This window comes from Pseudonocardia halophobica (assembly GCF_050948485.1).
GTDB lineage: Bacteria > Actinomycetota > Actinomycetes > Mycobacteriales > Pseudonocardiaceae > Pseudonocardia > Pseudonocardia halophobica.
On sequence record NZ_CP192046.1, the window covers coordinates 7117746 to 7139047 of the forward strand.

19 protein-coding genes and 1 pseudogene are annotated in these 21302 nt (G+C 75.0%); 9 read left to right on the forward strand and 11 right to left on the reverse strand.

The window, feature by feature from the left end:
* Position 1: 1 nt before the first annotated feature.
* The 7 genes from ACQP04_RS33995 to ACQP04_RS34025 form a co-directional block, all read right to left on the reverse strand.
* Positions 2-1627 (reverse strand): MFS transporter, encoded by a 1626-nt coding sequence (locus ACQP04_RS33995; RefSeq protein WP_433504535.1) that lies wholly within the window; start codon positions 1625-1627, stop codon positions 2-4.
* A complete protein-coding gene (locus tag ACQP04_RS34000) occupies positions 1624-3072 on the reverse strand; it encodes a DUF2252 domain-containing protein (protein WP_433504536.1) in 1449 nt (482 codons plus the stop codon). The genes ACQP04_RS33995 and ACQP04_RS34000 overlap by 4 nt, the downstream gene beginning before the upstream one ends.
* 48 nt (positions 3073-3120) lie before the next feature.
* Entirely contained in the window at positions 3121-3546 is a 426-nt protein-coding gene (locus tag ACQP04_RS34005) for a DUF7144 family membrane protein (protein ID WP_433504537.1), read from the reverse strand.
* 145 nt (positions 3547-3691) lie between these two features.
* A complete protein-coding gene (locus ACQP04_RS34010; RefSeq protein WP_433504538.1) occupies positions 3692-6292 on the reverse strand; it encodes a LuxR C-terminal-related transcriptional regulator in 2601 nt (866 codons plus the stop codon).
* Positions 6293-6486: 194 nt separating this feature from the next.
* Entirely contained in the window at positions 6487-7851 is a 1365-nt protein-coding gene (locus ACQP04_RS34015) for a diacylglycerol/lipid kinase family protein (protein WP_433504539.1), read from the reverse strand.
* Between the two features lie 13 nt (positions 7852-7864).
* Positions 7865-8119 carry a hypothetical protein gene (locus ACQP04_RS34020; protein WP_156067560.1) on the reverse strand — a complete coding sequence of 85 codons (255 nt, stop codon included), beginning with the start codon at positions 8117-8119 and terminating at the stop codon, positions 7865-7867.
* A 15-nt stretch (positions 8120-8134) separates the two neighbouring features.
* Positions 8135-8635, reverse strand: a complete 501-nt coding sequence (locus ACQP04_RS34025) for a DUF1269 domain-containing protein (protein ID WP_433504540.1) — start codon at positions 8633-8635, stop codon at positions 8135-8137.
* Between the two features lie 105 nt (positions 8636-8740).
* Between ACQP04_RS34025 and ACQP04_RS34030 the strand changes: the two genes are divergently transcribed.
* From ACQP04_RS34030 to ACQP04_RS34055, 6 genes are all read left to right on the forward strand, one after another.
* Positions 8741-9751, forward strand: coding sequence for an aldo/keto reductase family protein (locus ACQP04_RS34030; RefSeq protein ID WP_433504541.1), 1011 nt, complete (start codon positions 8741-8743; stop codon positions 9749-9751).
* The gene (locus tag ACQP04_RS34035) at positions 9751-10530 is read left to right on the forward strand and encodes an SDR family oxidoreductase (RefSeq protein WP_433504542.1); all 780 of its coding nucleotides are present in this window, start codon (positions 9751-9753) and stop codon (positions 10528-10530) included. The genes ACQP04_RS34030 and ACQP04_RS34035 overlap by 1 nt, the downstream gene beginning before the upstream one ends.
* Positions 10531-10544: 14 nt before the next feature.
* The gene (locus tag ACQP04_RS34040; protein WP_433504543.1) at positions 10545-11240 is read left to right on the forward strand and encodes an NADPH-dependent F420 reductase; all 696 of its coding nucleotides are present in this window, start codon (positions 10545-10547) and stop codon (positions 11238-11240) included.
* Between the two features lie 181 nt (positions 11241-11421).
* The gene (locus ACQP04_RS34045; RefSeq protein ID WP_433504544.1) at positions 11422-11865 is read left to right on the forward strand and encodes a histone-like nucleoid-structuring protein Lsr2; all 444 of its coding nucleotides are present in this window, start codon (positions 11422-11424) and stop codon (positions 11863-11865) included.
* A gap of 124 nt (positions 11866-11989) precedes the next feature.
* Positions 11990-13039, forward strand: a complete 1050-nt coding sequence (locus ACQP04_RS34050) for an NAD-dependent epimerase/dehydratase family protein (protein ID WP_433504545.1) — start codon at positions 11990-11992, stop codon at positions 13037-13039.
* Positions 13036-13755, forward strand: coding sequence for a DUF1990 family protein (locus tag ACQP04_RS34055; protein WP_433504546.1), 720 nt, complete (start codon positions 13036-13038; stop codon positions 13753-13755). Before ACQP04_RS34050 ends, ACQP04_RS34055 begins: the two co-directional genes overlap by 4 nt.
* Positions 13756-13776: 21 nt before the next feature.
* Here the strand turns inward: ACQP04_RS34055 and ACQP04_RS34060 are convergent, their stop codons facing one another.
* Positions 13777-14631, reverse strand: coding sequence for an SDR family oxidoreductase (locus ACQP04_RS34060; RefSeq protein WP_433504547.1), 855 nt, complete (start codon positions 14629-14631; stop codon positions 13777-13779).
* Between the two features lie 86 nt (positions 14632-14717).
* On the opposite strand from ACQP04_RS34060, the gene ACQP04_RS34065 reads away from it, so the two are divergent.
* Positions 14718-15128: a winged helix-turn-helix transcriptional regulator gene (locus ACQP04_RS34065; protein WP_433504548.1), complete on the forward strand. Its 411-nt coding sequence runs from the start codon at positions 14718-14720 to the stop codon at positions 15126-15128.
* A 7-nt stretch (positions 15129-15135) separates the two neighbouring features.
* On the opposite strand, the gene ACQP04_RS34070 is transcribed toward ACQP04_RS34065, so the two are convergent.
* Both ACQP04_RS34070 and ACQP04_RS34075 read right to left on the reverse strand, forming a co-directional pair.
* Positions 15136-16638: a LuxR C-terminal-related transcriptional regulator gene (locus tag ACQP04_RS34070; protein WP_433504549.1), complete on the reverse strand. Its 1503-nt coding sequence runs from the start codon at positions 16636-16638 to the stop codon at positions 15136-15138.
* A 491-nt stretch (positions 16639-17129) separates the two neighbouring features.
* Positions 17130-17606: pseudogene (locus ACQP04_RS34075) on the reverse strand (AAA family ATPase); the annotation flags it as partial.
* 152 nt (positions 17607-17758) lie between these two features.
* Between ACQP04_RS34075 and ACQP04_RS34080 the strand changes: the two are divergent.
* Positions 17759-19456 carry a flavin-containing monooxygenase gene (locus ACQP04_RS34080; protein WP_433504550.1) on the forward strand — a complete coding sequence of 566 codons (1698 nt, stop codon included), beginning with the start codon at positions 17759-17761 and terminating at the stop codon, positions 19454-19456.
* An 11-nt stretch (positions 19457-19467) separates the two neighbouring features.
* Positions 19468-20388 (forward strand): alpha/beta hydrolase, encoded by a 921-nt coding sequence (locus ACQP04_RS34085; protein ID WP_433504551.1) that lies wholly within the window; start codon positions 19468-19470, stop codon positions 20386-20388.
* Positions 20389-20460: 72 nt separating this feature from the next.
* Here the strand turns inward: ACQP04_RS34085 and ACQP04_RS34090 are convergent, their stop codons facing one another.
* On the reverse strand, positions 20461-21291 hold the full coding sequence (locus ACQP04_RS34090; protein ID WP_433504552.1) for an IclR family transcriptional regulator domain-containing protein: 831 nt from the start codon (positions 21289-21291) through the stop codon (positions 20461-20463).
* Between the last annotated feature and the right edge of the window lie 11 nt (positions 21292-21302).

Here is a 21302-nt window from a genome sequence, read left to right on the forward strand (position 1 = left end):
GTCACCCCGGGGCGCCCACGGGCGGCTTGACGACCGGGGCGGGCGGCGCAACCTGCTCGGTCTCCCGGTGGCGCGGCAGCTCCCGGGTGAGGAACAGGCTGAGCAGGGCGATCCCGGCCGCCGCCAGCAACGCGATCTTCAACCCGACGAGCTGGGCCTGCGCGTACTCCCCGATCAGCACCTCCGCCTCCGTGGCCGGGATGCCGGCCGAGGTCAGCGCGGCGCGGGCCTGGTCGAGGGACAGGAACGAGATCCCCTGTTCCAGGGCGGTGCCGACCTGCGCCCGCGTCGCGTCGGACACCGGCGCCGCGGCCACCCCCGTCAGGCTCACCCGGGTCAAGGTACCGAGCAGGAACGAACCGATCAGGGCCGTGCCGAGCGAGGAGCCGAGGTTCTGCGCGGTGTACTGCAGCCCGCCGGTCTCGCTGCGCTCGGCCTCCCCGACGCAGGACTGCGCGACGTTGCCCAGCTGCCCGGCGAGCAGCCCCATCCCGATGCCGAGGAGGCCGGTGGCCAGGGCGAACGACAGGTCATCGAGCTCCGGCTGGACGCTGCCGACCAGCCACAGCGTCGCCACGCAGAGCACCAGGAACCCGGTCCGCACCACGGCACGCGGCGCCGCGATCCGGTTCATCACCGGCGCGGCCATGGACGTCACCAGCATCGTGAGCGAGACCGGCAGCAGCCGCAGCCCGGTCGAGAAGGCGTCGAGACCCTGCACCACCTGCAGGTAGAGCGGGATGGTGAAGAAGACGCCGAGCAGGATCAGGTTCTGGGCCAGCAGGCTCGACAGGGCCGCGCGCAGCGGCCGGATCGCGAGCAGCGCCCAGCGCACCAGCGGGTCCCGGCCCTGCTCCTCCCGGCGGCGCACCCAACCGCGCAGCAGCCCGAGGAGGACGAGGCCGGCCGCGATCACGAAGAGGGTGGGGGCGAAGCCGAACACCGTGAACGGCGGGTTCCGCGGCTCGAGCCAGCCCCAGACGCTGCTCTGCAGGGCGCCCAGCACCACGAGCGCGAGCCCGGCCACGGACAGCGCCGCGCCCACCAGGTCGAGCCGCCGGCGGGGTCCGGTCGCCGGCGCGTCGCCGATCCAGCGCAGCATCAGCAGGATCGCCACGACGACCATGACCTCGCCGGCGAACACGACGCGCCAGCTCAGATACGTCGTCGCCCACCCGCCGAGGATCGGGCCGACGGCGATCCCGGCGCCGGCGAGCCCACCCACGACGCCGTAGGCGACGGCCCGGTCGCGGCCGTGGTAGTTGCCGCCGACCAGAGCCGCGAGGGCCGGCAGCACGAGCGCGCCGCCGAGCCCCTCGATCACCGACCAGCCGAGCACCAGCACCCACAGCGTCGGCGCGATCGCGGTGATCCCGGACCCGACGCCGTAGACGACCAGCCCGATCGCGAACGCGCGGCGCCGCCCGAGGATGTCCCCGATCTGGCCGCCGGTGATCAGGAAGGCGGCCATGACCAGCGTGTAGAGGGTGATGGCGCCCTGGATGGCCGCGACCGTGGTGTCGAAGTCCGCGACCAGCGCACTGATCGACACGTTCATGACCGCCGTGTCGAGCACGACCAGGAACTGCGCGGCGCCGAGGGCGATCAGCGGCCTCCACCGGTTCACGCGTGGCCGTCCGTGCTCGGGTCGGACGCGATCACCCGCCCCGCGTCGATCGCCCGGCGCAGCGCGGCGTGGTCGGTCTCGGTGCGGTCGGCGTAGGCGCGGGCGAAGTCCGCGACCGCGCGGTCGAAGGAGGACGACGAGCCGAGGTACGCCGCGATCGCGATCCGGTCGCCGCTGCGTGCGTGGGCACGGGCGAGGGTCTGCCCGCAGATCTCCGCGTAGATCTGCAGCCCCTGCGGGCGCAGGCTCTCGACCTCGACCGATCCCTTCCAGTCCCGCAGCTGGCGCAGGTAGAAGTCCCGCACCTCGCCGTCGACCCCGGGCGCCCGCTGCCAGCCGAGGAAGATGTCGCCCACGGTCTGCATCAGCCGCTGCCCCTCGACGACCCGCTGTCCTGCCGTGGCCTGCGGGGCCGGGCCCAGCACGGACTCCAGGGCCGACGGTCCCGCCTCCTTGGCCTGCAGGAAGAGCGGATCCCGGTCGTCGCGGCCGAGGAAGAGCAGCATCCAGCAGCGGGTGCCGACGCTGCCGACGCCCACCACCTTGTGCGCGATGTCGACCGGCCGGTACTGGTCGTAGAGCGTCCGGCGGTCCGGGGGCAGGCTCTCCCGGTAGCCCGCGAGCAGCTCGTGGATGCCGTCCTCGATGCCCCGCCGCTCCACCTCCTCCGGGTAGAGGTCGCGGACCGGCACCACGATCGGCGGCGCGGCGACGATGCGCGGGGCGCCGTCGACGACCGCCGTGAAGCGGCTCAGCGCACCCAGGTTGTCCCGCGAGCGGGCCTTGGCGAGGTCGCGCTGCATCCGGGCCCGCCGCGGCGCGGCGACGCGGCGCCGGTAGCGCGCCCACAGCTCGTCGGTCTCGACGAGCGCGTACCAGACGTCGAGGTTGGTCATGGCCGCGAAGGCGCGCATCGCCCGGCGGTAGGCGCGCACGGCCGCCTCCACCGCCGCCGTCCGGTCCCGGGTCCGGAAGCCCCGGTCCCGCCCGGCGACCTCGACGCTGGCCGCCAGCCGTTTGAGGTCCCACTCCCACGGGCCCCGCAGGGTCTCGTCGAAGTCGTTGAGGTCGAAGACCAGCCGCCGCTCCGGCGAGGCGAAGAAGCCGAAGTTGGCCAGGTGGGCGTCGCCGCAGAGCTGCACGTCGATGCCGCTGACCGGGGTGTCGGCGAGGTCGGCGGTCATCACGGCCGCCGACCCGCGCAGGAAGGTGAAGGGCGAGATGGCCATCCGGGCGTACCGGATGGGCAGCAGGTCCTGGACCCGGCCGGTGTCCTGCGCGGCCAGGATCTTCAGCGCCCCCTTGCCGCGCCGGGCCGGCAGCTCGGCGTGGCTCGACCGGGGCGCCACCGTCCGCGCCGCCCGGCCGAGCGCGATGCGCTCGGCCGGACCGACCGCGGCCGGGTGCCGTTCCGGTGGTGCGGGTCGAGCGGCGGTCCGTGTCATCGGGTCACCTCCGGCGGCGGGTACGGACGAGGCCGACGAGCAGCCCGGTCAGGCGAGCTCGCGGGTCTCGCGGACCAGGGCCCAGATCACGGCGACGTCGAGGGCGATGATCACGATGGACCAGATCGGGTAGTGCGGGATGAACAGGAAGTTGGCGATGATGCTCAGCGAGGCGAGCATGATGCCGACGACGCGCGCCCAGGTCTGGCCCTGGATCACCCCGAGACCGGTGAGCGCGAGCGCCGCACCGAGGATGATGTGGACCCAGCCCCAGGCCGTGACGTCGAACGAGTAGATGTAGTTCGGGGTGGCCACGAAGACCTGGTCGCGGAACAGCGCGGCGATGCCGGCCAGTGCCTGACAGATGCCGGTCACGATCAGCACCGCACCGGCGAACATCGCGAATCCGGTCGCCCATGCCGCCGCCGTGCTCTGCGTCGCCCCCGATGCGGGCGAATGGGTCGTGTCGCTCATGGTGTGCTCCTCCCTCGAGCGCTGTGTCGTTCCACGGTCGGCGTCGCGGGCACGGCGCACCTCGCCCGCTCCGTGTGACTTCGCCGTCCTCCGCGGGGCATTGCGCGGAGATCGCCGGGGAGGGACGCCGCCGGGGGCGTGGACCTCACCCCCGGAGGGTGAGCGCGGGCGCCGGGGCGATCAGGCCGCGCTCGTAGCCGGCGAGCACGGCGGTCCGGCGGCTGCTCACGCCGAGCTTCCCGTAGATCGAGCGGACGTGGGTCTTCACGGTGTTCACCGAGACCGACAGGTCGGCCCCGATCTCCTCCAGCGACAGCAGGGAGGGCAGCAGGCCGAGGACCGCCCGCTCGCGCTCGCTGAGCGCCGCCGCCGGGGACCCCGTGGTCGCGGAGACCGCGAGCGCGGCGCCCGCGAACGAGCCGGCCGCGGCGGGACCGCCGTGGAGCTGCACGAGCAGCCGCCGCACCTCCGGGCCCGCCCCCGCGAACGGGCGTAAGGCCCGCAGCGGCTCGGCCAGCGCCAGGGCGCGCTCCAACGCCTCGCGGGCGGCAGCCCGTTCCCCGGCCTCCGCCGCGAGCGTCGCCTCGACCAGCCACGCCTCCACCTCGGTGACGCCGAGCAGGGGCGCCCCGCACTCCACGAGCGCGCGGTGCGCCGCGGCCCGGGCCCGGTCCTCACGGCCGGCGGCGAGATCGGTCCAGGCGCGGAGCAGGGCGCTCTCGGCGGTCTCCCCGACACGCTGGACCAGCCAGCCGTGCACGCTGCGGGCCGCCGTCGGGTGCCCGAGGTCCAGCGCCGCGCGGTGCTCCAGCAGTGCGGCCATGGCCGCGACGTGCGGGTCCACCGGCTCGTCGCCCAGTTCCGCGCGGGCGTGCTGCAGCCGGTCCAGGCCACGGGCACGGTCCCCGCGGGCCTCGCCCGCGCCGTCCACGTCCGCCGCAGCGCGGAGCACCGCCAGGCCGAACCGCAGCTCGGCCGGCCCGCGGCCGGGGTGGTCGAGCCCGGCCAGCCCCGCCTCGGCCAGCCGCAGCGCGTCGCGTGGCTCGGCGCGCAGCAGCGCCGCGTGGGCCAGTACGGCCGCGGCGGCGGCCGCCCAGGACGAGTGCCGCAGCCCGGAGCGTTCCGCCCGGGCCAGCGCAACCTCCCCCGCCTGCCGCACCTCGGCCGCGTCGCCCTCGGCCGTGGCCGCGACCGCCCGCAGGGCGAGCGCCTGCACCGCGAGGTGCACGAACCCGTGCCGGTCGGCGAGCTCGAGCGCGTCGGCGAGCAACGGCCGTGCGGCGCCCGGGTCGCCGACCCGCACCGCGGTGAGGGCCCGCGCGAGCAGGCCCAGCGCCCGCACGCCCGGCTGGTGCGGCAGCACGTCCGGGTCGAGCCGGTCCGAGGTCGCGGGGACGGCACCGAACTCCTCGGCGGCGGCCCGCAGCACGGCCAGCTCGGGCGGGGGGTCCTCGGGCCACCGCGGCGCGTGGGTGGCCGGCGGGCCGCCCGCCGCCGTGCGGGCGAGCGCGGCGAGCGCCGCCAGCCCGGGTTCGCGGGCGAGGCCGACCTCGCCGACGGTGTCCAGGGCGCGGCGCAGCGGGCGGTGCCGACCGGAGAGCAGCAGTGTGGGCCCGGCGTCGCGCAGGATCTCCGTGGCGACCAGCGCGTCCCCGCTGCGGGCGGCGTGCTCGGCCGCGGCGTCGGGCCGGCCGGCGGCGGCGTACCAGCGCGCGGTCACCGCCTCGAGCCGTGCCGGCGCCCCGGCCGCGTACCGGCGCAGCTCCCCGAGCAGGTGGTCGCGCAGCAGCGGCTCGACCCGGTGGACCTCCCGGCCGCGGCCCTCCGCGCGCACGAGACCCGTCCGGTGCTCGACGGCGTCGAGCATCCCGCCGGCATCGGCCCGGCCGGTGAGGACCGCGGCGAGCCCGGTCGGCACCGGGTTGACCACGGCGATCCGTCGCAGCACGTCGAGCTCGGTGTCGTCGAGGCCGGCGAGCGCCTCCCCCTCCAGGTAGTCGGCGACCAGGGAGTGCTCGCCGGAGAAGCCCTGCGCGGCCTCGGGGTCGGTCGGATCGGCGCAGGCCGCGGCGGCCAACCACAACGCGGCCGGCCAGCCCGCGGTGCGCGCGTGCAACACGGTGACCTCGCCCTGGGTCAGGCCCGGCGCCGCGGTGCGGAGGAGCTCCTCGGCCTCGTACGGGGTGAAGCGCAGCAGGTCCGGGCCGATCTCGCGAAGCCGCCGCGCCACCCGCAGCCGGGCGAGGCCGAGCGGCGGTTCGCCCCGGCTGCACAGCACGACGGCCAGGTCCGGCCGCCGGTCGCGGAGGAAGGTGCGCAGCCCGTGCAGGCTCGCGCCGGCCAGCTCGCCGACGTCGTCGAGCACCAGGCGCGGCGGCCGCGGCAGGACGTCGAGCGCGGCGGTCAGCGCGGCCAGGAACTCCGGCCCGCCGTCCGCGGACCAGCCGTGCCGGTCCCGGAGCCGGCTGGCGGGCGGGACCGTGGGGCATCGGGCCAGGGCGGCCAGGACGGCAGACCAGAACCGCCGGGGATCCTCGTCCTCGGCGTCGACGCGGACCCACGCCGTTCCGGGGCCCGGGCTCGTGCGCACCCAGTCCGCCACGGCCAGGGTCTTGCCGAAGCCGGCGGGTCCGCGGACCAGGCCCACGTCGGAGATCCGGTCGAGCGCCGCGCGGACCGCGGCCCGCGTGACGAGTTGCGGTGGGCGGACGGGAACACGGATCTTCGACTCGGGTACCGGCTGCATGGACAAAGTCACCCCCGCACGCCGGCGCGCTGTTGGACCGGCTGGTTCGATCCATGCTGGACCGTCTGGATACGTCGTGAAGCCGAGCGTCGGGCCCGGCCCGGGTAGGACGAAGGTCCCCAGTCGGGACCGGATGCGGAGGAGCGGAAGGCGCCGTTCGGCGCATTTCGGCGTAGTTCGTCCGCTTCGTCCGCTCAGCCCGGTCGTCGTCGCGCGGAGTGCCCCCGGAGGACGCGGACCAGGCCCGCGATCGCCTCGCCCGGGCCCGCCGGCGCCGCTGCCGCCGGGGCCGCGCCCGGCGATCCGGTGGGCACGCGCACCCGCAGCGCCCCGGGCAGCACCCGGAACCGCAGCGGGGGTGCCAGCCGCAGCGCCTCGCCGTCGACTCCCACCTCGACCAGCGGTTTGTCGGAGTCGACCTCGAACTCGGGCGCGCTCCACTGCCGGTAGCCGCGGAAGGAACGCAGCCGTCCGGTCGCCTGTGCGGCCAGCATCTCGGTGACGTCGCGACCCTTCTCCACCCGCACGGTCACGACGCCGAGCACCCCGCCGTCGAGCCGGGCGCGGGTGCCGAAGCCGTCGAGCCGGTCGAGCCGGTAGTCGCCGTTGGACACGAGCACCATGGCGGTGGGGCCGCCGTCGACGCCGTCCGGCCCGCGGAACCGCAGGTGCGACCCCTCCGCGCCGGGTCCGAGCAGCTCGGGGGCCATGCGGGCGGTCGTCGCGAGCTTGGCGTCGCGGTAGCCCTCGGACTGCACCACGCCCGCGTACACGCCGAGCGAGGCGTTGTTCACGAACACCCGGTCGCCCAGCACGGCCAGGTCGATGCGTCGCTCCAGGGCCGGGCCGAACGCGTCGAGCGCGGCCACGACGTCGTCGCGGTCCAGGCCGAGGTCCAGCGCGAAGTGGTTGCGGGTGCCCGCCGGGATCACGACCAGCGGGACGTCGTGCTTCCGGGCGACGTCGGCGACCAGGGCCTGGGACCCGTCGCCGCCCGCCATGCCCAGCACGTCGGCCCCCTCGGCGACGGCCGCCTCGGCGAGCGCCCGCAGGTCGTCGCCCGGCTCCAGGACGACAGGGGTCACGCCGCGCCGCAGGGCCTCCTCCTCCAGCCCGAACCGGGCGACCTTGCCGCCGCCCGAGCGCGGGTTCATGAGCAGCACCCCGTGCCCGGCCGCCGGGACGGACTTCATTCCCGACGGCTCGGGCACGAGGTCGCGGCCGAGGGCGACCCGGGCGAGGCTCGCCGCCAGCAGGACGAGCACGACCACGCCCGCGGTGCGCAGGATCGAGGCCGCCACCACCAGCAGGACCACGCCGACGAGGGCCAGCACCGCGACCGTGCAGGCCGCGATGCGCCACGCCCCGCGCCGCACGAGCGCGGTCCAGCCCGCGGCGACCGCCACGCCCACCAGAATCGGGGCCGCGACGACCCGCAGCGGGCTCTGCAGGAGAGCCAGGATCACCACCACGACCGCGGCGATCGCCGCCAGCAACGCGCCCGCGGCCGCGAGCCGCCGCGCCGCGCTCGGTCGTGCACCCTGCACCGTCCCGGCCACGACCGACCTCCCGTCAGTCCACGAACCAGATCTCCGCCAGGTCGGCCGCGACCAGGCCGCGCTCGGCGGCGATCCGCTCCAGCGCCTCGGCGAGCGTCGAGGAGAGGACCACCACCGTCTCCGTGAGGCCGGGCTCACCGGCCTCGGCCAGCACCGCGGCGGCCACGGCACGGGCGCGTTCCGTGCCCTGCTCGGCGTTGACGTCGTCCGACAGCACGGCCAGGACCGCCTCGAACGCCCACGCCCGGGCCCGCGGAGGGGAGGCCACGCCGAGCACCCCGTCTCAGACGGTCTCGTGCTCCTCGGCGAAGACCTCCCGCAGCTTCTGCTCCTGCTCGTTCGAGAGGTTCGTCGAGATCAGCTCGGCCTGCGTGCCGCGGAACTCGTCCAGCACCTTGTCCTGCACGACGCGGGAGGTCATGAGGAACAGCGCCGACGTGCCCGGCGTGACCTTCTCGCGGACCTCCTTGATGAACCGGTCGTCGATGCCGACGTCGGACATCGAGCCTGCCAGGGCTCCCATCGCCGCACCGACCGCCATGCCCAGCAGCGGGACGAAGAACAGCAGCCCGAACAGCAGGCCCCAGAAGCTGCCGCCCAGCGCACCCGCGCCTTTCATGCTGTGCAGCTGCTCGGTCTTCGGCTTCTTGCGGTCCTCGGGCCACGTCACGACGGCTGCGTCCTCGAGCGTCAGCAGCTCCTGCTTCTGCAGCCGCTCCACCAAATCCAGCGCGTTCCGGGCGCCGCCCGGGTCGTCGAACTTCCAGACGGTCAGGGTCGCCATGGATCCGCCTCTCCTCGATGTCGGTCGGGAGACCGACTGTCGTGGCCGCCTCCGGTGCGGACCTCACCCGACGGGGGCGAACCTCGGCGGGTGCACGATGGGGCCATGCACTTCCGCTACCTCGGCCGCTCCGGCATGCAGATCTCCGAGATCACGTACGGCAACTGGCTCACGCACGGGTCACAGGTGGAGAACGACGTCGCGACGCAGTGCGTGCGCGCCGCCCTCGAGCACGGGATCACCAGCTTCGACACGGCCGACGTCTACGCCAACGGCCGGGCCGAGGAGGTGCTGGGGGCCGCGCTGAAGGGCGAGCGGCGCGAGTCGCTGGAGATCTTCACCAAGGTCTACTGGCCGGTGGGGCCGCGCGGGAAGAACGACCAGGGGCTGTCGCGCAAGCACGTCCTCGAGGGCATCGACGGGAGCCTGCGCCGGCTCGGGACGGACTACGTCGACCTCTACCAGGCGCACCGCTACGACGTGTGCACCCCGCTCGAGGAGACGATGCAGGCGTTCGCCGACGTCGTGCGGGCCGGCAAGGCGCTCTACATCGGCGTCAGCGAGTGGACCGCCGACCAGATCCGCCGCGCCCACGCCCTGGCCGTCGACCTCGGAATCTCCCTGGTCTCCAGCCAGCCGCAGTACTCGATGCTGTGGCGGATCGTCGAGGACGAGGTCGTGCCCACCTCGCAGGAGCTGGGGATCGGGCAGATCGTGTGGTCGCCGATCGCGCAGGGCGTGCTCACCGGCAAGTACCTGCCCGGCGAGGCCTGGCCCGAGGGCTCGCGCGCCACGGACGAGAGGGGCGGCGGCGACGCGATCAGGCGGTTCCTCGCCGACGACACCCTCGCCCGGGTGCAGAAGCTGCGGCCGGTCGCCGGCGACCTCGGGCTGACGATGGCCCAGCTCGCCGTGGCGTGGGTGCTGCAGAACCGCAACGTCTCCGCCGCCCTGGTGGGCGCCTCCCGCCCCGAGCAGGTGGAGGAGAACGCGAAGGCCGCGGGCGTGCGCATCCCGGCCGACGCGATGGCCGCGATCGACGACGTCCTCGGCGAGGCCGTCACCCGCGATCCCGCGCTCGTCGCCCGCGCCACGCCGAAGCGGCGGCCCGTCTGATGGACCTGGGGATCGCCGGCCGCACCGCCGTCGTCTGCGCCTCCACCCGGGGGCTGGGCCGGGCGTGCGCCGAGGAGCTGGCCCGGGCGGGCTGCACCGTCGTCGTCAACGGGCGGGAGCAGGCCGCCGCCGAGAAGGCCGCGGCCGAGATCGCCGCCGCGACCGGGGCCGAGGTGGTCCCGGTGGGGGCGGACCTCGACACGCCCGACGGACCGGACCGGCTGCTGGCCGCCGTGCCGCAGGTCGACGTGCTGGTCAACAACAACGCCGGGCCGCCCTTCCGGGACTTCCGTGCGATCGACGAGCAGGCGCTGCTGGCCGGCGTGCGGTCCAACATGGCCACGCCGATCCGGCTGGTCCAGGCCGTCGTCGACGGGATGGTGGAGCGGCGCTTCGGCCGGATCGTCAACATCACGTCGGGCTCGGTGAAGATGCCGCTGGCCGGCCTCGACCTGTCCAGCGGCGCCCGTGCCGGCCTCACCGGGTTCCTCGCCGGCGTCGCGCGGTCGGTGGCGCACGCGAACGTCACGATCAACTTCCTGCTGCCCGGCTCCTTCGCCACCGACCGGCTCGCGGCCGGGCAGAAGGTCGCAGCCGAGCAGCAGGGCGTCACCGTGGAGGAGATCGCGGCCGACGGGCGCGCGACGATCCCCGCGCGCCGCTTCGGCGAGCCCGCGGAGTTCGGCGCCGCCTGCGCCTTCCTCTGCTCCGCGCACGCGGGGTTCATCACGGGCCAGAACCTGCTGATCGACGGCGGCGCCTACCCGGGAGTGCTGTAGATCACCCTCCGGGAATGGTCTTCGCGGCGGCCTCGGTTGCCGCGGACATGAGGATCGGAATCATCGGTGCGGGGTACATCGGCGGCACGTTGACGCGGCGGCTCACCGCGCTGGGGCACGAGGTGCGGGTGGCGAACTCCCGCGCCCCGGAGACCCTGGCGGAGCTGGCCGCGGAGACCGGTGCGACGCCGGTGTGGGCCCGTGAGGCGGCGGCCGACGCGGACGTCGTGATCGTCAGCATCCCGCAGAAGAACACCCCGGACCTCGAGCCCGGCATCGTCTCCTCGGCGAAGCCGGGGGCGCCCGTGATCGAGACGAACAACTACTACCCGCAGCAGCGCGACGGCCGGATCGAGGCGCTCGAGGACGGCACCCCGGAGAGCGTGTGGGTGGCCGGGCTGCTCGGCACGCCGGTGTACAAGGTGTTCAACGGCATCTACTGGAAGCACCTGCTGGAGCGCGGGAAGCCGCGCGGCACCGAGGGCCGGATCGCGCTGCCGATCGCGGGTGCGGACGGTCCGGGCAAGGACACCGTCTTCGCGCTCGTCGACGAGCTGGGCTTCGACCCGGTCGACGGCGGTCCGCTCGAGGAGTCGTGGCGCCAGCAGCCCGGCACCCCGGTGTACGGCAAGGACTACGACGCGGAGCGCACCCGCAGGGCCCTCGCCGAGGCGACCCGCGAACGCCCGGAGGAGTTCCGCGCCGCCTGATCGCGGTCGTTCACGGGTCGCGCACATCCGCGGAACGCGCGCGGAATGGCACTCGCGGTGCACGAATCACCACTCCCGCGTGACCGTCCTCGACTTTTCACCGAATCCGTGGAGAATCGGGGCAACCCGCGAGTACGGCGATCGGACGTGAACGATGGCGAAGATTACGAATATCACCCTGGTGGACGACCTCGACGGCGGTCAGGCGGACGAAACGGTCACGTTCACACTGGACGGCAAGGAATTCGAGATCGACCTGAGCGCGGAGCACGCGTCGGAGCTCCGGGAGGCGTTCGCGCCGTTCGTGGGCGCCGCGCGCCGGTCCTCGTCCGGCTCCGGGCGCAGGAACTACGCGCGGGTTCCCTCCTCGCCGGGCAAGACCCGGGAGGAGAACGCCGCCATTCGCGAGTGGGCGGTCTCGGCCGGGTTCCAGGTCTCCGAGCGGGGCCGTATCCCGTCGAACGTGCTCGAGGCGTACGCGAATCGCGGCACCCCGGCCCGGGCGCCCGAAGCCGCCCCCGAACCGGCGCAGGAAGCCGCCCCGGAAGCCACTGCGGAACAGCAGGCGGAATCCGAGGCGAAGCCGAAGCGGCGCACCCGCAAGAAGGTCGCCGCGGCGAGCTGAGGAACGGCGCCCCGGGAACGCACCGAATGAAGGGCCTCCGACCGCGGGTCGGAGGCCCTTCCGCGTACGGGGGTTGAGCGGCCCCGTACCGGTAATGCCCTTCCGGACGAGGGAAGGGAGCACGATGCCGGAACGAGCAGGAGCGCCCGAACGCACCGTGGTGGTGGTCGGCGCGTCGGGCAATGTCGGGACCGGGCTGCTGCGGGTGCTGAAGGACGTGCCCGACATGCGGGTGCGCGCGGTGTGCCGACGCCCGCCGCCGCCCGTCCCGCCCTACGACGAGGCCGAGTGGCACGCGATCGATCTCACGACCGCGGACGCGGAGCGGCAGCTCACCGACGTGTTCACCGGCGCCGACGCCGTCGTCGACCTCGCGTGGGCCATCCAGCCGGTGCGCGACGAGGCGGCGCTGCGGCGCACGAACGTCGACGGCACCGCGGCCCTGCTGCGCGCGGTCCGGCGCTCCGGTGTCGGCCACCTGGCGTTCGCGTCGTCGCTCGGGGCCTACGCGTCCGCCCCGCAGGACCCGACCCGGCCGGTCGACGAGAGCTGGCCGGTCACCGGGCAGCCGCGCTCCGCCTACAGCCGCGACAAGATCATCGCCGAGCGCATGCTCGACGCGTTCGAGCGGGCCAACCCCGGCGTGGCCGTCGCGCGGGTCCGCCCGACGCTGGTGGTGCAGCGCGACGCCTCACGGGAGATGGCCCGGCTCTTCCTCGGCCCGATCGTGCCGCGGGTGTTGTTCGGCCTGCTCGCCGACGGGAAGGTCCCGCTGTTCCCGGTCCCGAGCGACACCGTCCTGCAGTTCGTGCACGCCGACGACCTCGGCCGGGCGATCGTCGCGATCCTCGACCGCCGGGCGCGGGGCGCGTTCAACATCGCCGCCGACGCCCTCGACGCGCACGAGCTCACCGGGCTGATCGGCGCACGGCCGCTCCCCGTGCCGCACGACCTGGCGCGGATCGTGATCGGCCTGCTGTTCCGGCTGCACGCGCTCGAGCTGTCCCCCGGCTGGTTCGACGTCGCCGTCCGCACGCCGGTGATGGACACCGGCCGGGCCCGGCTGGAGCTCGGCTGGGAGGCGAAGGTCGGCACCGCGGAGAACGTCCGGATCCTGCTCGACGGCCTGGTCCACGACGCCACCACCCTGAGCCCCGCGCTCGCCGTCGGATGAGCGGCCTGCTCGCCGTCGTCGAGGGGCTGCAGGAGCGCGCGGTCACGGACGACCCGGGGGCGGAGGCCGGCTGGACGGTCGACGAGCACGTGCACGAGCTGGGCACCGAGCGACCGGGCGAGCCGGTGCCGGACGGGATCTGGGAGCGCGCGACGGCGCTGGTGCGGGACTACGACTTCACGCCGCCCGAGCTGTTGCGCGCGGCGTACCTGCGCGACTCGGAGCTGCTCGGCCGGGACATCCTGCTCGACGGGCGGTTCGGCCCGCTGCGCTTCCTCATGGGCGTGCGGATCACCGAGGTGGTCGACCGTGCCGACGAGGACGGCTGGCGGATCTGGGGCTGGGCGTACGCGACGCTCGACGGGCACCTGCAGCGCGGGCGGGTGCTGTACCGGGTGGCCAAGCACCGGACGTCCGGACGGGTCGAGTTCCGGGCGAGCGTGCGCTGGAAGCCCGATCCGCGGCTCGGCCCGGTGTTCGGGCTCGGCTGGGGCCTCTTCGGCCGGCACAGCCAGCTGCGCTTCTACCGCCGCATCGGCGAGCGGGTGCGGGAGCGGACGGTCCTGGAGCCGCCCGGCCGGCGCACCCCGGGAACGGGCCCGCTGGTGCTGGTCCCCGGCGACGCCCGGCCGGACCCGTGGGACCGCGCGCGGATCCGCGTCGCCCACCCCGTCCACGGGCGGCGGCTCCTGCCGCCGGCGGCCGACCGGACCTGACGACCGGCCGCCGGACGAGGCTCAGAGCGCGGCGCGCACCACGTCGGCCACCGGGGTGAGCGGGCGGCCGAGCAGCTCGGGCAGGTCGGTGCTCTCGATGTCGAGGTCCCCGCGGGCGATGCTCTCGTCGAGCGCGACGACGAACCCGGCCGTGCCCTCGTCGAGCCCGGCGCCGGTGAGGATGCCGATCAGCTCGCCGGGACCCACCGGCCGGTACTCGACCTCCCGACCGCTCGCCTCGCTGATCGTGGCCGCGAGCTCCTTGAACGTGAACGGCGTGCCGGCCAGCTCGTAGCTCCGGCCGGCGTGGCCCTCGCCGGTCAGCACGACCGCGGCGGCCTCGGCGTAGTCGCGGCGGGCGGCCCCGGCGACCCGGCCCTCGCCGGCCGCGGCGACGATCGCGCCGCGGGCGAGGTAGTCGGCGAGCTGCGCGGTGTAGTTCTCGACGTACCAGTTGTTGCGCAGCAGCGTGTGCGGCACGCCCGAGGCGGCCAGCAGCTCCTCGGTGGCCTTGTGCTCGGGCGCCAGCGGGCTGCCGGTGGTGTCGGCGCGCGTGATGCCGGTGTACGCGATCAGCCCGACGCCGGTCTCCTTCGCCGCGTCGATCACATTGCCGTGCTGCGCGATCCGCCGGCCGACCTCGTTGCCCGAGACCAGCAGCAGCCGGTCGACGCCGGCGAACGCGGCTTGCAGCGTCCCCGGCTGCGTGTAGTCGGCCGTCCGGACCTGGACGCCGCGGGCGGCGAGGGCCGCCGCCCTGCCCGCATCCCGGACGACCGCGACGACGTCCCCGGCCGGGACGCCCTTCTCGAGCAGGGCCTCGATCGCCAGGGCGCCGAGGTGGCCGGTCGCTCCCGTGACTGCGTAGGTGGTCATGTGCCGTCGCCTCCTGGGTGGTGTGCGCTTCGACAGTACTAACTATTCGTAAGCGCAGTTGTTCCCGTCAGCGGTAGGCTGAGAGCGTGGCCACACGAGCTCCGGACCCGGCACCCGCCTGCGCCCCGTCCGACGAGCTCGTGACCACGGTGTTCGCCCGCCACTGCGCGTCGCGCACCGCACTGGAGGAGATCGGCAGCAAGTGGGGCATCCTCGCCCTGCTGGCCCTCGGCGAGGGCGCCTACCGCTTCAACGCCCTGCGCCGCCGGGTCGACGGCGTGAGCGAGCGGATGCTGTCGCAGACCCTGCAGACCCTCGAGCGGGACGGGCTGGTCACCCGCGAGGTGCACAGCACGATCCCGCCCCGGGTCGAGTACTCGCTCACCGGCCTCGGCAAGAAGGTGGCCGACAGCCTGCGCGGGCTCGCGGACCTGCTCGAGGGGTCCGTCGCGGAGATGTCCGCCGCCCGCGAGCGCTACGACGCCCGCGGCGATTGAACGCCGGTCAGGAACCCGCCCGGGCGGCAGAGGCCGCGAGCCACGAGGCGATCTGGGTGCGGGAGGTGAAGTCCAGCTTCCGCAGGATGCGCTCCACGTGCCCGTCGACCGTGCGCGGCGAGATGGTGAGCTCGCGGGCGATCGCCTTGTTGCTCAGTCCCGCGGCGATCAGCCCGGCGATCTCGTTCTCCCGCGAGGTCAGCGGCGAGGCGGTCGGTCCCGGATCGACCCGCTCCCGGTCGGGCTCGCCCCGCACCCCCAGCTCGATCCCGAGCCGCACGGCCTCCTGCAGACCGACCCGGTCGTACCGGGCACGGAGCTCCGCAGCCCGCGCCTCGCCCAGCTCGCGGTCCACCAGCCCGGCATGGCGCCGGCCCTCCGCGCTGGCGTGCGGCCCGAAGGCGTCGAGCGACGTACCGAGGCGGCGCCACACCGAGCCCGAGATGCCGGCCAGCGCCGCGGCGTCGGCCGCCCGCCCCCGGGCCGCCACGATCCACGAGCACACCTCGATGCACAGCGCGGTGCACACGCCGTCGCGGAAGTCCTGCTCGATCCGCATCGTCCCGACCACGGCCTCCTCGGCCCGCGGCAGGTCGCCGAGGTGCAGGTGGCTGATCGCGGCGACCCAGTGGGCGTACCCGCGGTTCCACGACTCGCCGTCCGCCGACGCCCGGTCGACCACCGCCGCGCAGGTCCGCAGCGCCTCCGCCGGACGACCGCCGTAGGTCTGGGCCATCGCCAGCTGGAAGGCGGCGGTGAGCGCGGAGCCGACGTCGCCGACCTCGCGGTGGATCGCGATCGCGCGGTCGTAGAGCCGGGCGGCCGCCGGCAGGTCGCCCTCGAACAGGTCGAGCAGGGCCCGCCAGTGCGCCGCGTGCCCCTGCATGGCGCGGTCCGGGAGGGCGTCCGCGATCCCGGCGCACTCGGCCAGGTACGTCCGCGCGACGGCCCGGTCGCCCTGGATCAGCGCGACCCACGCGGCGGCCCACAGCGCGTGGCCGCGTTCGGGCAGGCCCGGGTCGAGCCGGTCGAGGAGGCGTTCCAGCCAGCGCCGCCCGTACGTCAGGAAGCCGCCCGCGATCCAGTGGTAGCGCAGCAGCACGGCCAGCCGGGCGCCCGCGGGCGCCTCACCGGGGGTGTCGACGGACCAGGCGAGCGCGGCGATGAGGTTGGGGTGGTCCTCGCGCAACCGCGCCAGGTCGGCGGCCTGGTGCGGGCCGCACCACCGCGCCACGGAGGCGCGGGCCCGGTCGATGAAGTGGTCGCGGTGCCGCCGCCGGACGACGCCCTCCTCGCCCGAGTCCGCGAGCAGCTCCGCCCCGTACTCGCGCAGGGTGACGAACTGCCGGTAGCGCAGCCGCTCCCCGTCCCGGTCCGCGACCACGACGGACTTGCCGACGAGCCCGTCGAGCGCGTCGAGCAGGCGGTCCGCCGTGAGCTCGCCGAACCCGCACACGCCCTCGACGGTCTCCAGGTCCACGGCCGCCGGGAACACGAGAGCCGGGCCCACAGCAGCCGTTCGTCCGGGCCGCAGAGGTCGTGGCTCCAGTCGATCAGCGCGCGCAGCGACCGCTGCCGCGGGCCGACGGCGGGGTCCGAGCCCGCGAGCCGGGGGAAGCCCCGGTCGAGCCGCTCCACCACCTGCGACACCGACAGCGACCGCAGCCGGACGGCCGCGAGCTCGATCGCGAGCGGCAGCCCGTCGAGCCGCCGGCACAGGGCGACGACGGCGGCCCGGTTCTCGGGGGTCACCGCGAAGTCCGGGAGCACCGCGCGGGCCCGGTCGACCAGCAGGCGCACCGCCGGGACGTGCTCCAGGGCGGAGTCGCCCTCGGCGTCGGACTCACCGGGGACGGCCAGCGGCGCGAGCAGGTGCACCTGCTCGCCACGGACGCCCAGGGGTTCCCGGCTGGTGGCGAGCACGGTGAGCCGGGGCAGGGCGTCGAGCAACCGGACGATCAGCAGCGCGCTGGCCTCGAGCTGGTGCTCGCAGTTGTCCACCACGAGCAGCGCCGCCGCGCCCGAGAGGTGGTCGACGACCCGGTCGACGGCGTCGCGGTTGGACTGGTCGGGCACCCCGAGCGCGGTGGCGACGGCCGGGGCCACCTGTGTGGGGTCGGTGACGCTGGCGAGCTCCACCACCAGCACGCCGTCGGGGAAGTCCGCGGCCTCGGCGACGGCGAGGGCGGTGCGGGTCTTGCCGACCCCGCCGGGCCCGGTGACCGTGACCAGACGTCCGGCGTGCAGCTCGGCGTGCAACCGGTCCACCGCCTGCCGGCGGCCGACGAAGCTGGTCATCCGCGTGACCGCCGGTCGCAGACCCCGTCCCCGGAGGGCGGCGGGAACCCGCGCGTCCCCGACGACGTCCGCCATGACGCCTCCTGACCGTCGCGCTACGGGGATCACGAGCATCGCACGGAGGAACACCCGGGCGGGGCCACCCGCGCCCGGACGGGTGTACCCGGGTGGCCACCCCATCGGCCCGCACCGGCGGAGTGGGGTGATCTCGCCCTGTCGCGCCGCCGGCCCGCCCGGCCAGTCTCGGTGGTAGCGCTCACCCCGTCCCACCAGCGCCTTCGCGCCTGCGGACGGGGGCGCCGACCCGAACCCATCCAAGGAGGCTGGATCCCGTGGTGACTTCCCCTGCCCCGGACACGCGCGACGCGATCGTCGTCGGAGCCGGGTTCGCCGGCCTGTACGCGGTGCACGTCCTGCGCGACGACCTGGGGCTCGACGTGATCGCGTTCGACGCCGCCGGTGACGTCGGCGGCACGTGGTACTGGAACCGCTACCCCGGCGCCCGCGTGGACATCGAGAGCGTCCACTACTCGTACTCGTTCGACGACGACCTCCAGCAGGAGTGGCACTGGAGCGAGCGGTTCTGCGCCCAGCCGGAGATCCTGCGCTACCTCGAGCACGTGGCGGAGCGCTTCGACCTGCGCCGCAGCATCCGGTTCCGCACCCGGATCACCTCGCTCACCTGGGACGACGCCGCGTCGCTGTGGACCGCCACCACCGACACCGGCGAGACCCACCGCGCCCGGTACGTGATCTCCGGCGCCGGCACGCTGTCGGTCCCGAAGAAGCCCGAGTTCCCGGGGATCGAGGACTTCGCCGGCGAGGTGTACGCGACCGGCAACTGGCCGCACGAGGAGGTCTCCTTCGCGGGCAGGCGGGTCGGGATCATCGGGGTCGGCTCCTCGGGCATCCAGGCCATCAGCGAGATCGCGAAGACCGCCGGGCAGCTGACCGTGCTGCAGCGCACCCCCAACTACGCCACCCCCATCGGCAACCACCCGACGGACCCGGCGCAGGAGGCCGCGGAGAAGGCCGGGTACGCCGCGATCCGCGACGCCTCCCGCAACCACTTCCTCGGCGTCCCGTACTCGGACGTGCAGCCCTCGGCCCTGGCCGTGACGCCCGAGGAGCGCCGGCGGGTGTTCGACGACCGGTGGGACCGCGGCGGGTTCCGCCTGTTCATCGACTCCTTCGGCGACATCCTCTTCGACCGGGCGGCCAACGACACGGTCGCGGGATACATCCGCGACCGGATCCACGAGCGCGTCGACGACCCCGCGGTCGCCGACCTGCTCGCCCCCGAGGGCTACCCGTACGGCACGAAGCGGCCCCCGCTGGAGACCGACTACTACGAGGCCTACAACCGGCCCACGGTCAGCCTCGTCGACGTCCGCGCGAACCCGATCGACGCCGTCACCCCGCGCGGGGTCCGGCTCGCCGACGGCACCGAGCACGAGTTCGACGTCCTCGTCCTGGCCACCGGGTTCGACGCCTGCACCGGGCCGCTGCTCGCGATGGGCGTCACCGGCCGGGACGGGCTGCGCCTCGCCGACCACTGGGCCGACGGGCCCCGGACCTACCTCGGCCTGATGGCCGCCGGCTTCCCCAACCTCTTCATGATCACCGGCCCGCAGAGCCCGTCGGTCCTCTACAACATGCCGCTCGCGATCGAGGACCACGTCGACTTCACCGCCGACGCCCTCCGGCACCTGCGCGCGACCGGGCGGGACGTCGTCGAGCCCACCGCCGAGGCGGAGGACGAGTGGGTCGCCCACACCGAGGAGCTGGCCCGGGCGACGCTCCTGCCCGACTCCCCCACCTCCTGGTACATGGGTCGCAACGTGCCGGGGAAACCGCGCCGGGTCCTCGTCTACCTGGGCGGGGCGCCGGCCTACCGCGCGAAGTGCGACGAGGTCGTCGCCCGCGGGTACGAGGGGTTCCGGCTGTCCGCCGGCTCCGACCACCCCGCCGACCACCCCGCCGACGACACCGCAGACCACACCGCCGCCCGCGCGGTCGCGCAGGCCTGAGGGGACCGACCATGCCTCTCGACCCCGCCGTCGCCGCCCTGCTCGACGGGCTCGCCCGCACCGGCTTCCGCTCCTTCGAGACGATCGGGGTGGACGCCACCCGGCAGGCCGTCGCCTCGTTCACGGCACTGCAGAAGCCGCCGCGCGAGGTCGCGGCCGTCGCCGACGTGGCCTACGGCCCCGATCCCGCCCACCGGGCCCGGGTCTACGTGCCGCCGGGCACCGGGCCGTTCCCCGTCGTGGTGCACGTCCACGGCGGCGGGTTCGTCGCAGGCGGCCTCGAGGTCGTCGACGAACCCGCCCGCGCCCTCGCCCTCGACGCCCCGGCCGTGGTCGTCTCGGTGACCTACCGGCGTGCCCCCGAGGCGCGGTTCCCCGCGGCGCACGACGACGTCGTGGCCGCCCTGCGCTGGACCGCGAAGGAGATCTCCGCCCACGGCGGCGATCCCGACCGGATCGCGGTCATGGGGGACAGCGCCGGCGCGAACCTCGCCGCGGCCGCCGTCCTGCGGGCGCGCGACGACGGCGAGCCCGCGGTGCGCTCCCAGGTGCTTCTGTACCCGTTGGTCTCCCCGGCCGCCGACACGGCGTCGCGGCGCGAGTTCGCCGAGGGCTACCTGATCCACCTCGATGCGCTCGCCTGGTTCGGCGCGCAGTACGTGCGCGGAGCCGAGGATCTCACCGACCCGCGGCTGGCCCTCGACGCCGCCGACCTCGCCGGGCTGCCGCCGACGCTGGTCGTGACCGCCGAGTTCGACACGCTGCGGGACGAGGGTGAGGCGTTCGGGGCGCAGCTTCGGGCGGCCGGGGTCCCGGTCACCGCCCGCCGGGTCGACGGGCTCGTGCACGCGCTCTACTGGGCCTCCGCCGCGGTGCCGCGCAGCGCCGAGATCCACGCCGCGGCGGTCGAGCACCTGCGGGCGACGCTGTGACCCCGGCCGCGGTCAAGGGAATCGGTGGACCGCCCCCTCGTCGAAGGGGCCTCGGCGGCGGCCGACGGGTTCTCAGAAGAACCCGTCGCGCACGACGGGCGGGGTGCGCGGGGACCAGCCCAGCTCCGTCGAGATCGCGGTGGCGGTCTCGACCAGCAGCGGCACCGTCTCCTCGCGCAGCCGCTCCGGCGCGAGCCGGCCGGCCGACGTCGAGGAGGCCAGGGCCGCGACCACGGCGCCCGTCCGGTCCCGCACGGGCGCGGACGCGGAGAGCAGCCCCTCCTCCAGCTCGCCGTCGACGATCGACCAGCCCTGCTCGCGGACCTCGGACAGCGCCATCCGCAGCTCGGCCGGGTCGGTGGTCGTCCGCGACGTGTGGGCGCGCAGCGGCGCCTCCTCGAGGAAGCGGGTGATGCGGGCCGGACCCGCCCACGCGAGCAGCACCCGGCCCATGGACGTGGCGTGGGCCGGGACGCGGGAGCCGACCGCCACGTTGATGTTCATGATCCGGCGCACCGGCACGCGCGCGACGTACACGGCGTCGAACTCGTCGAGCTCGGCCAGCGAGGCGGACTCGCCGGTGCGCTCGGCGAGCCGGAGCAGGTGCGGCTGGGCGAGCTCGATGCGGGCGTTGGTGGCGGTGTAGTGCTGGCCGATGGTGAGCACCCGCGGGGTCAGTGACCAGCGCGTTCCGTGGTTCTCGACGTAGCCGAGCCGCTGCAGCGTGAGCAGCAGGCGGCGCACGGCGGGCCGGGAGAGACCGGTCCTGGCGGCGAGCTCGGCGAGGGTCGGGGTGGTCATCTCCTCGTCGAAGGCGAGCAGGACCGCGAAGCCCCGTTCGAGGCTCTGGACGTAGTCCCGCTCGCTCCCCCGCTCGGTGTCGCCGGTGCTCATCGGACCCATCCTTCCGTACC

Excerpts from the sequence above, each read along its gene's own strand:
- ACQP04_RS34060 (WP_433504547.1), bottom strand. The coding sequence starts at position 14,631 with ATGACCACCTACGCAGTCACGGGAGCGACCGGCCACCTCGGCGCCCTG.
- ACQP04_RS34085 (WP_433504551.1), top strand. The coding sequence starts at position 19,468 with ATGCCTCTCGACCCCGCCGTCGCCGCCCTGCTCGACGGGCTCGCCCGC.
- ACQP04_RS34055 (WP_433504546.1), top strand. The coding sequence starts at position 13,036 with ATGAGCGGCCTGCTCGCCGTCGTCGAGGGGCTGCAGGAGCGCGCGGTC.
- ACQP04_RS34035 (WP_433504542.1), top strand. The coding sequence starts at position 9,751 with ATGGACCTGGGGATCGCCGGCCGCACCGCCGTCGTCTGCGCCTCCACC.
- ACQP04_RS34025 (WP_433504540.1), bottom strand. The coding sequence starts at position 8,635 with ATGGCGACCCTGACCGTCTGGAAGTTCGACGACCCGGGCGGCGCCCGG.
- ACQP04_RS34010 (WP_433504538.1), bottom strand. The coding sequence starts at position 6,292 with ATGCAGCCGGTACCCGAGTCGAAGATCCGTGTTCCCGTCCGCCCACCG.
- ACQP04_RS34030 (WP_433504541.1), top strand. The coding sequence starts at position 8,741 with ATGCACTTCCGCTACCTCGGCCGCTCCGGCATGCAGATCTCCGAGATC.
- ACQP04_RS34000 (WP_433504536.1), bottom strand. The coding sequence starts at position 3,072 with ATGACACGGACCGCCGCTCGACCCGCACCACCGGAACGGCACCCGGCC.
- ACQP04_RS34040 (WP_433504543.1), top strand. The coding sequence starts at position 10,545 with ATGGTCTTCGCGGCGGCCTCGGTTGCCGCGGACATGAGGATCGGAATC.
- ACQP04_RS34005 (WP_433504537.1), bottom strand. The coding sequence starts at position 3,546 with ATGAGCGACACGACCCATTCGCCCGCATCGGGGGCGACGCAGAGCACG.
- ACQP04_RS34090 (WP_433504552.1), bottom strand. The coding sequence starts at position 21,291 with ATGGGTCCGATGAGCACCGGCGACACCGAGCGGGGGAGCGAGCGGGAC.
- ACQP04_RS34050 (WP_433504545.1), top strand. The coding sequence starts at position 11,990 with ATGCCGGAACGAGCAGGAGCGCCCGAACGCACCGTGGTGGTGGTCGGC.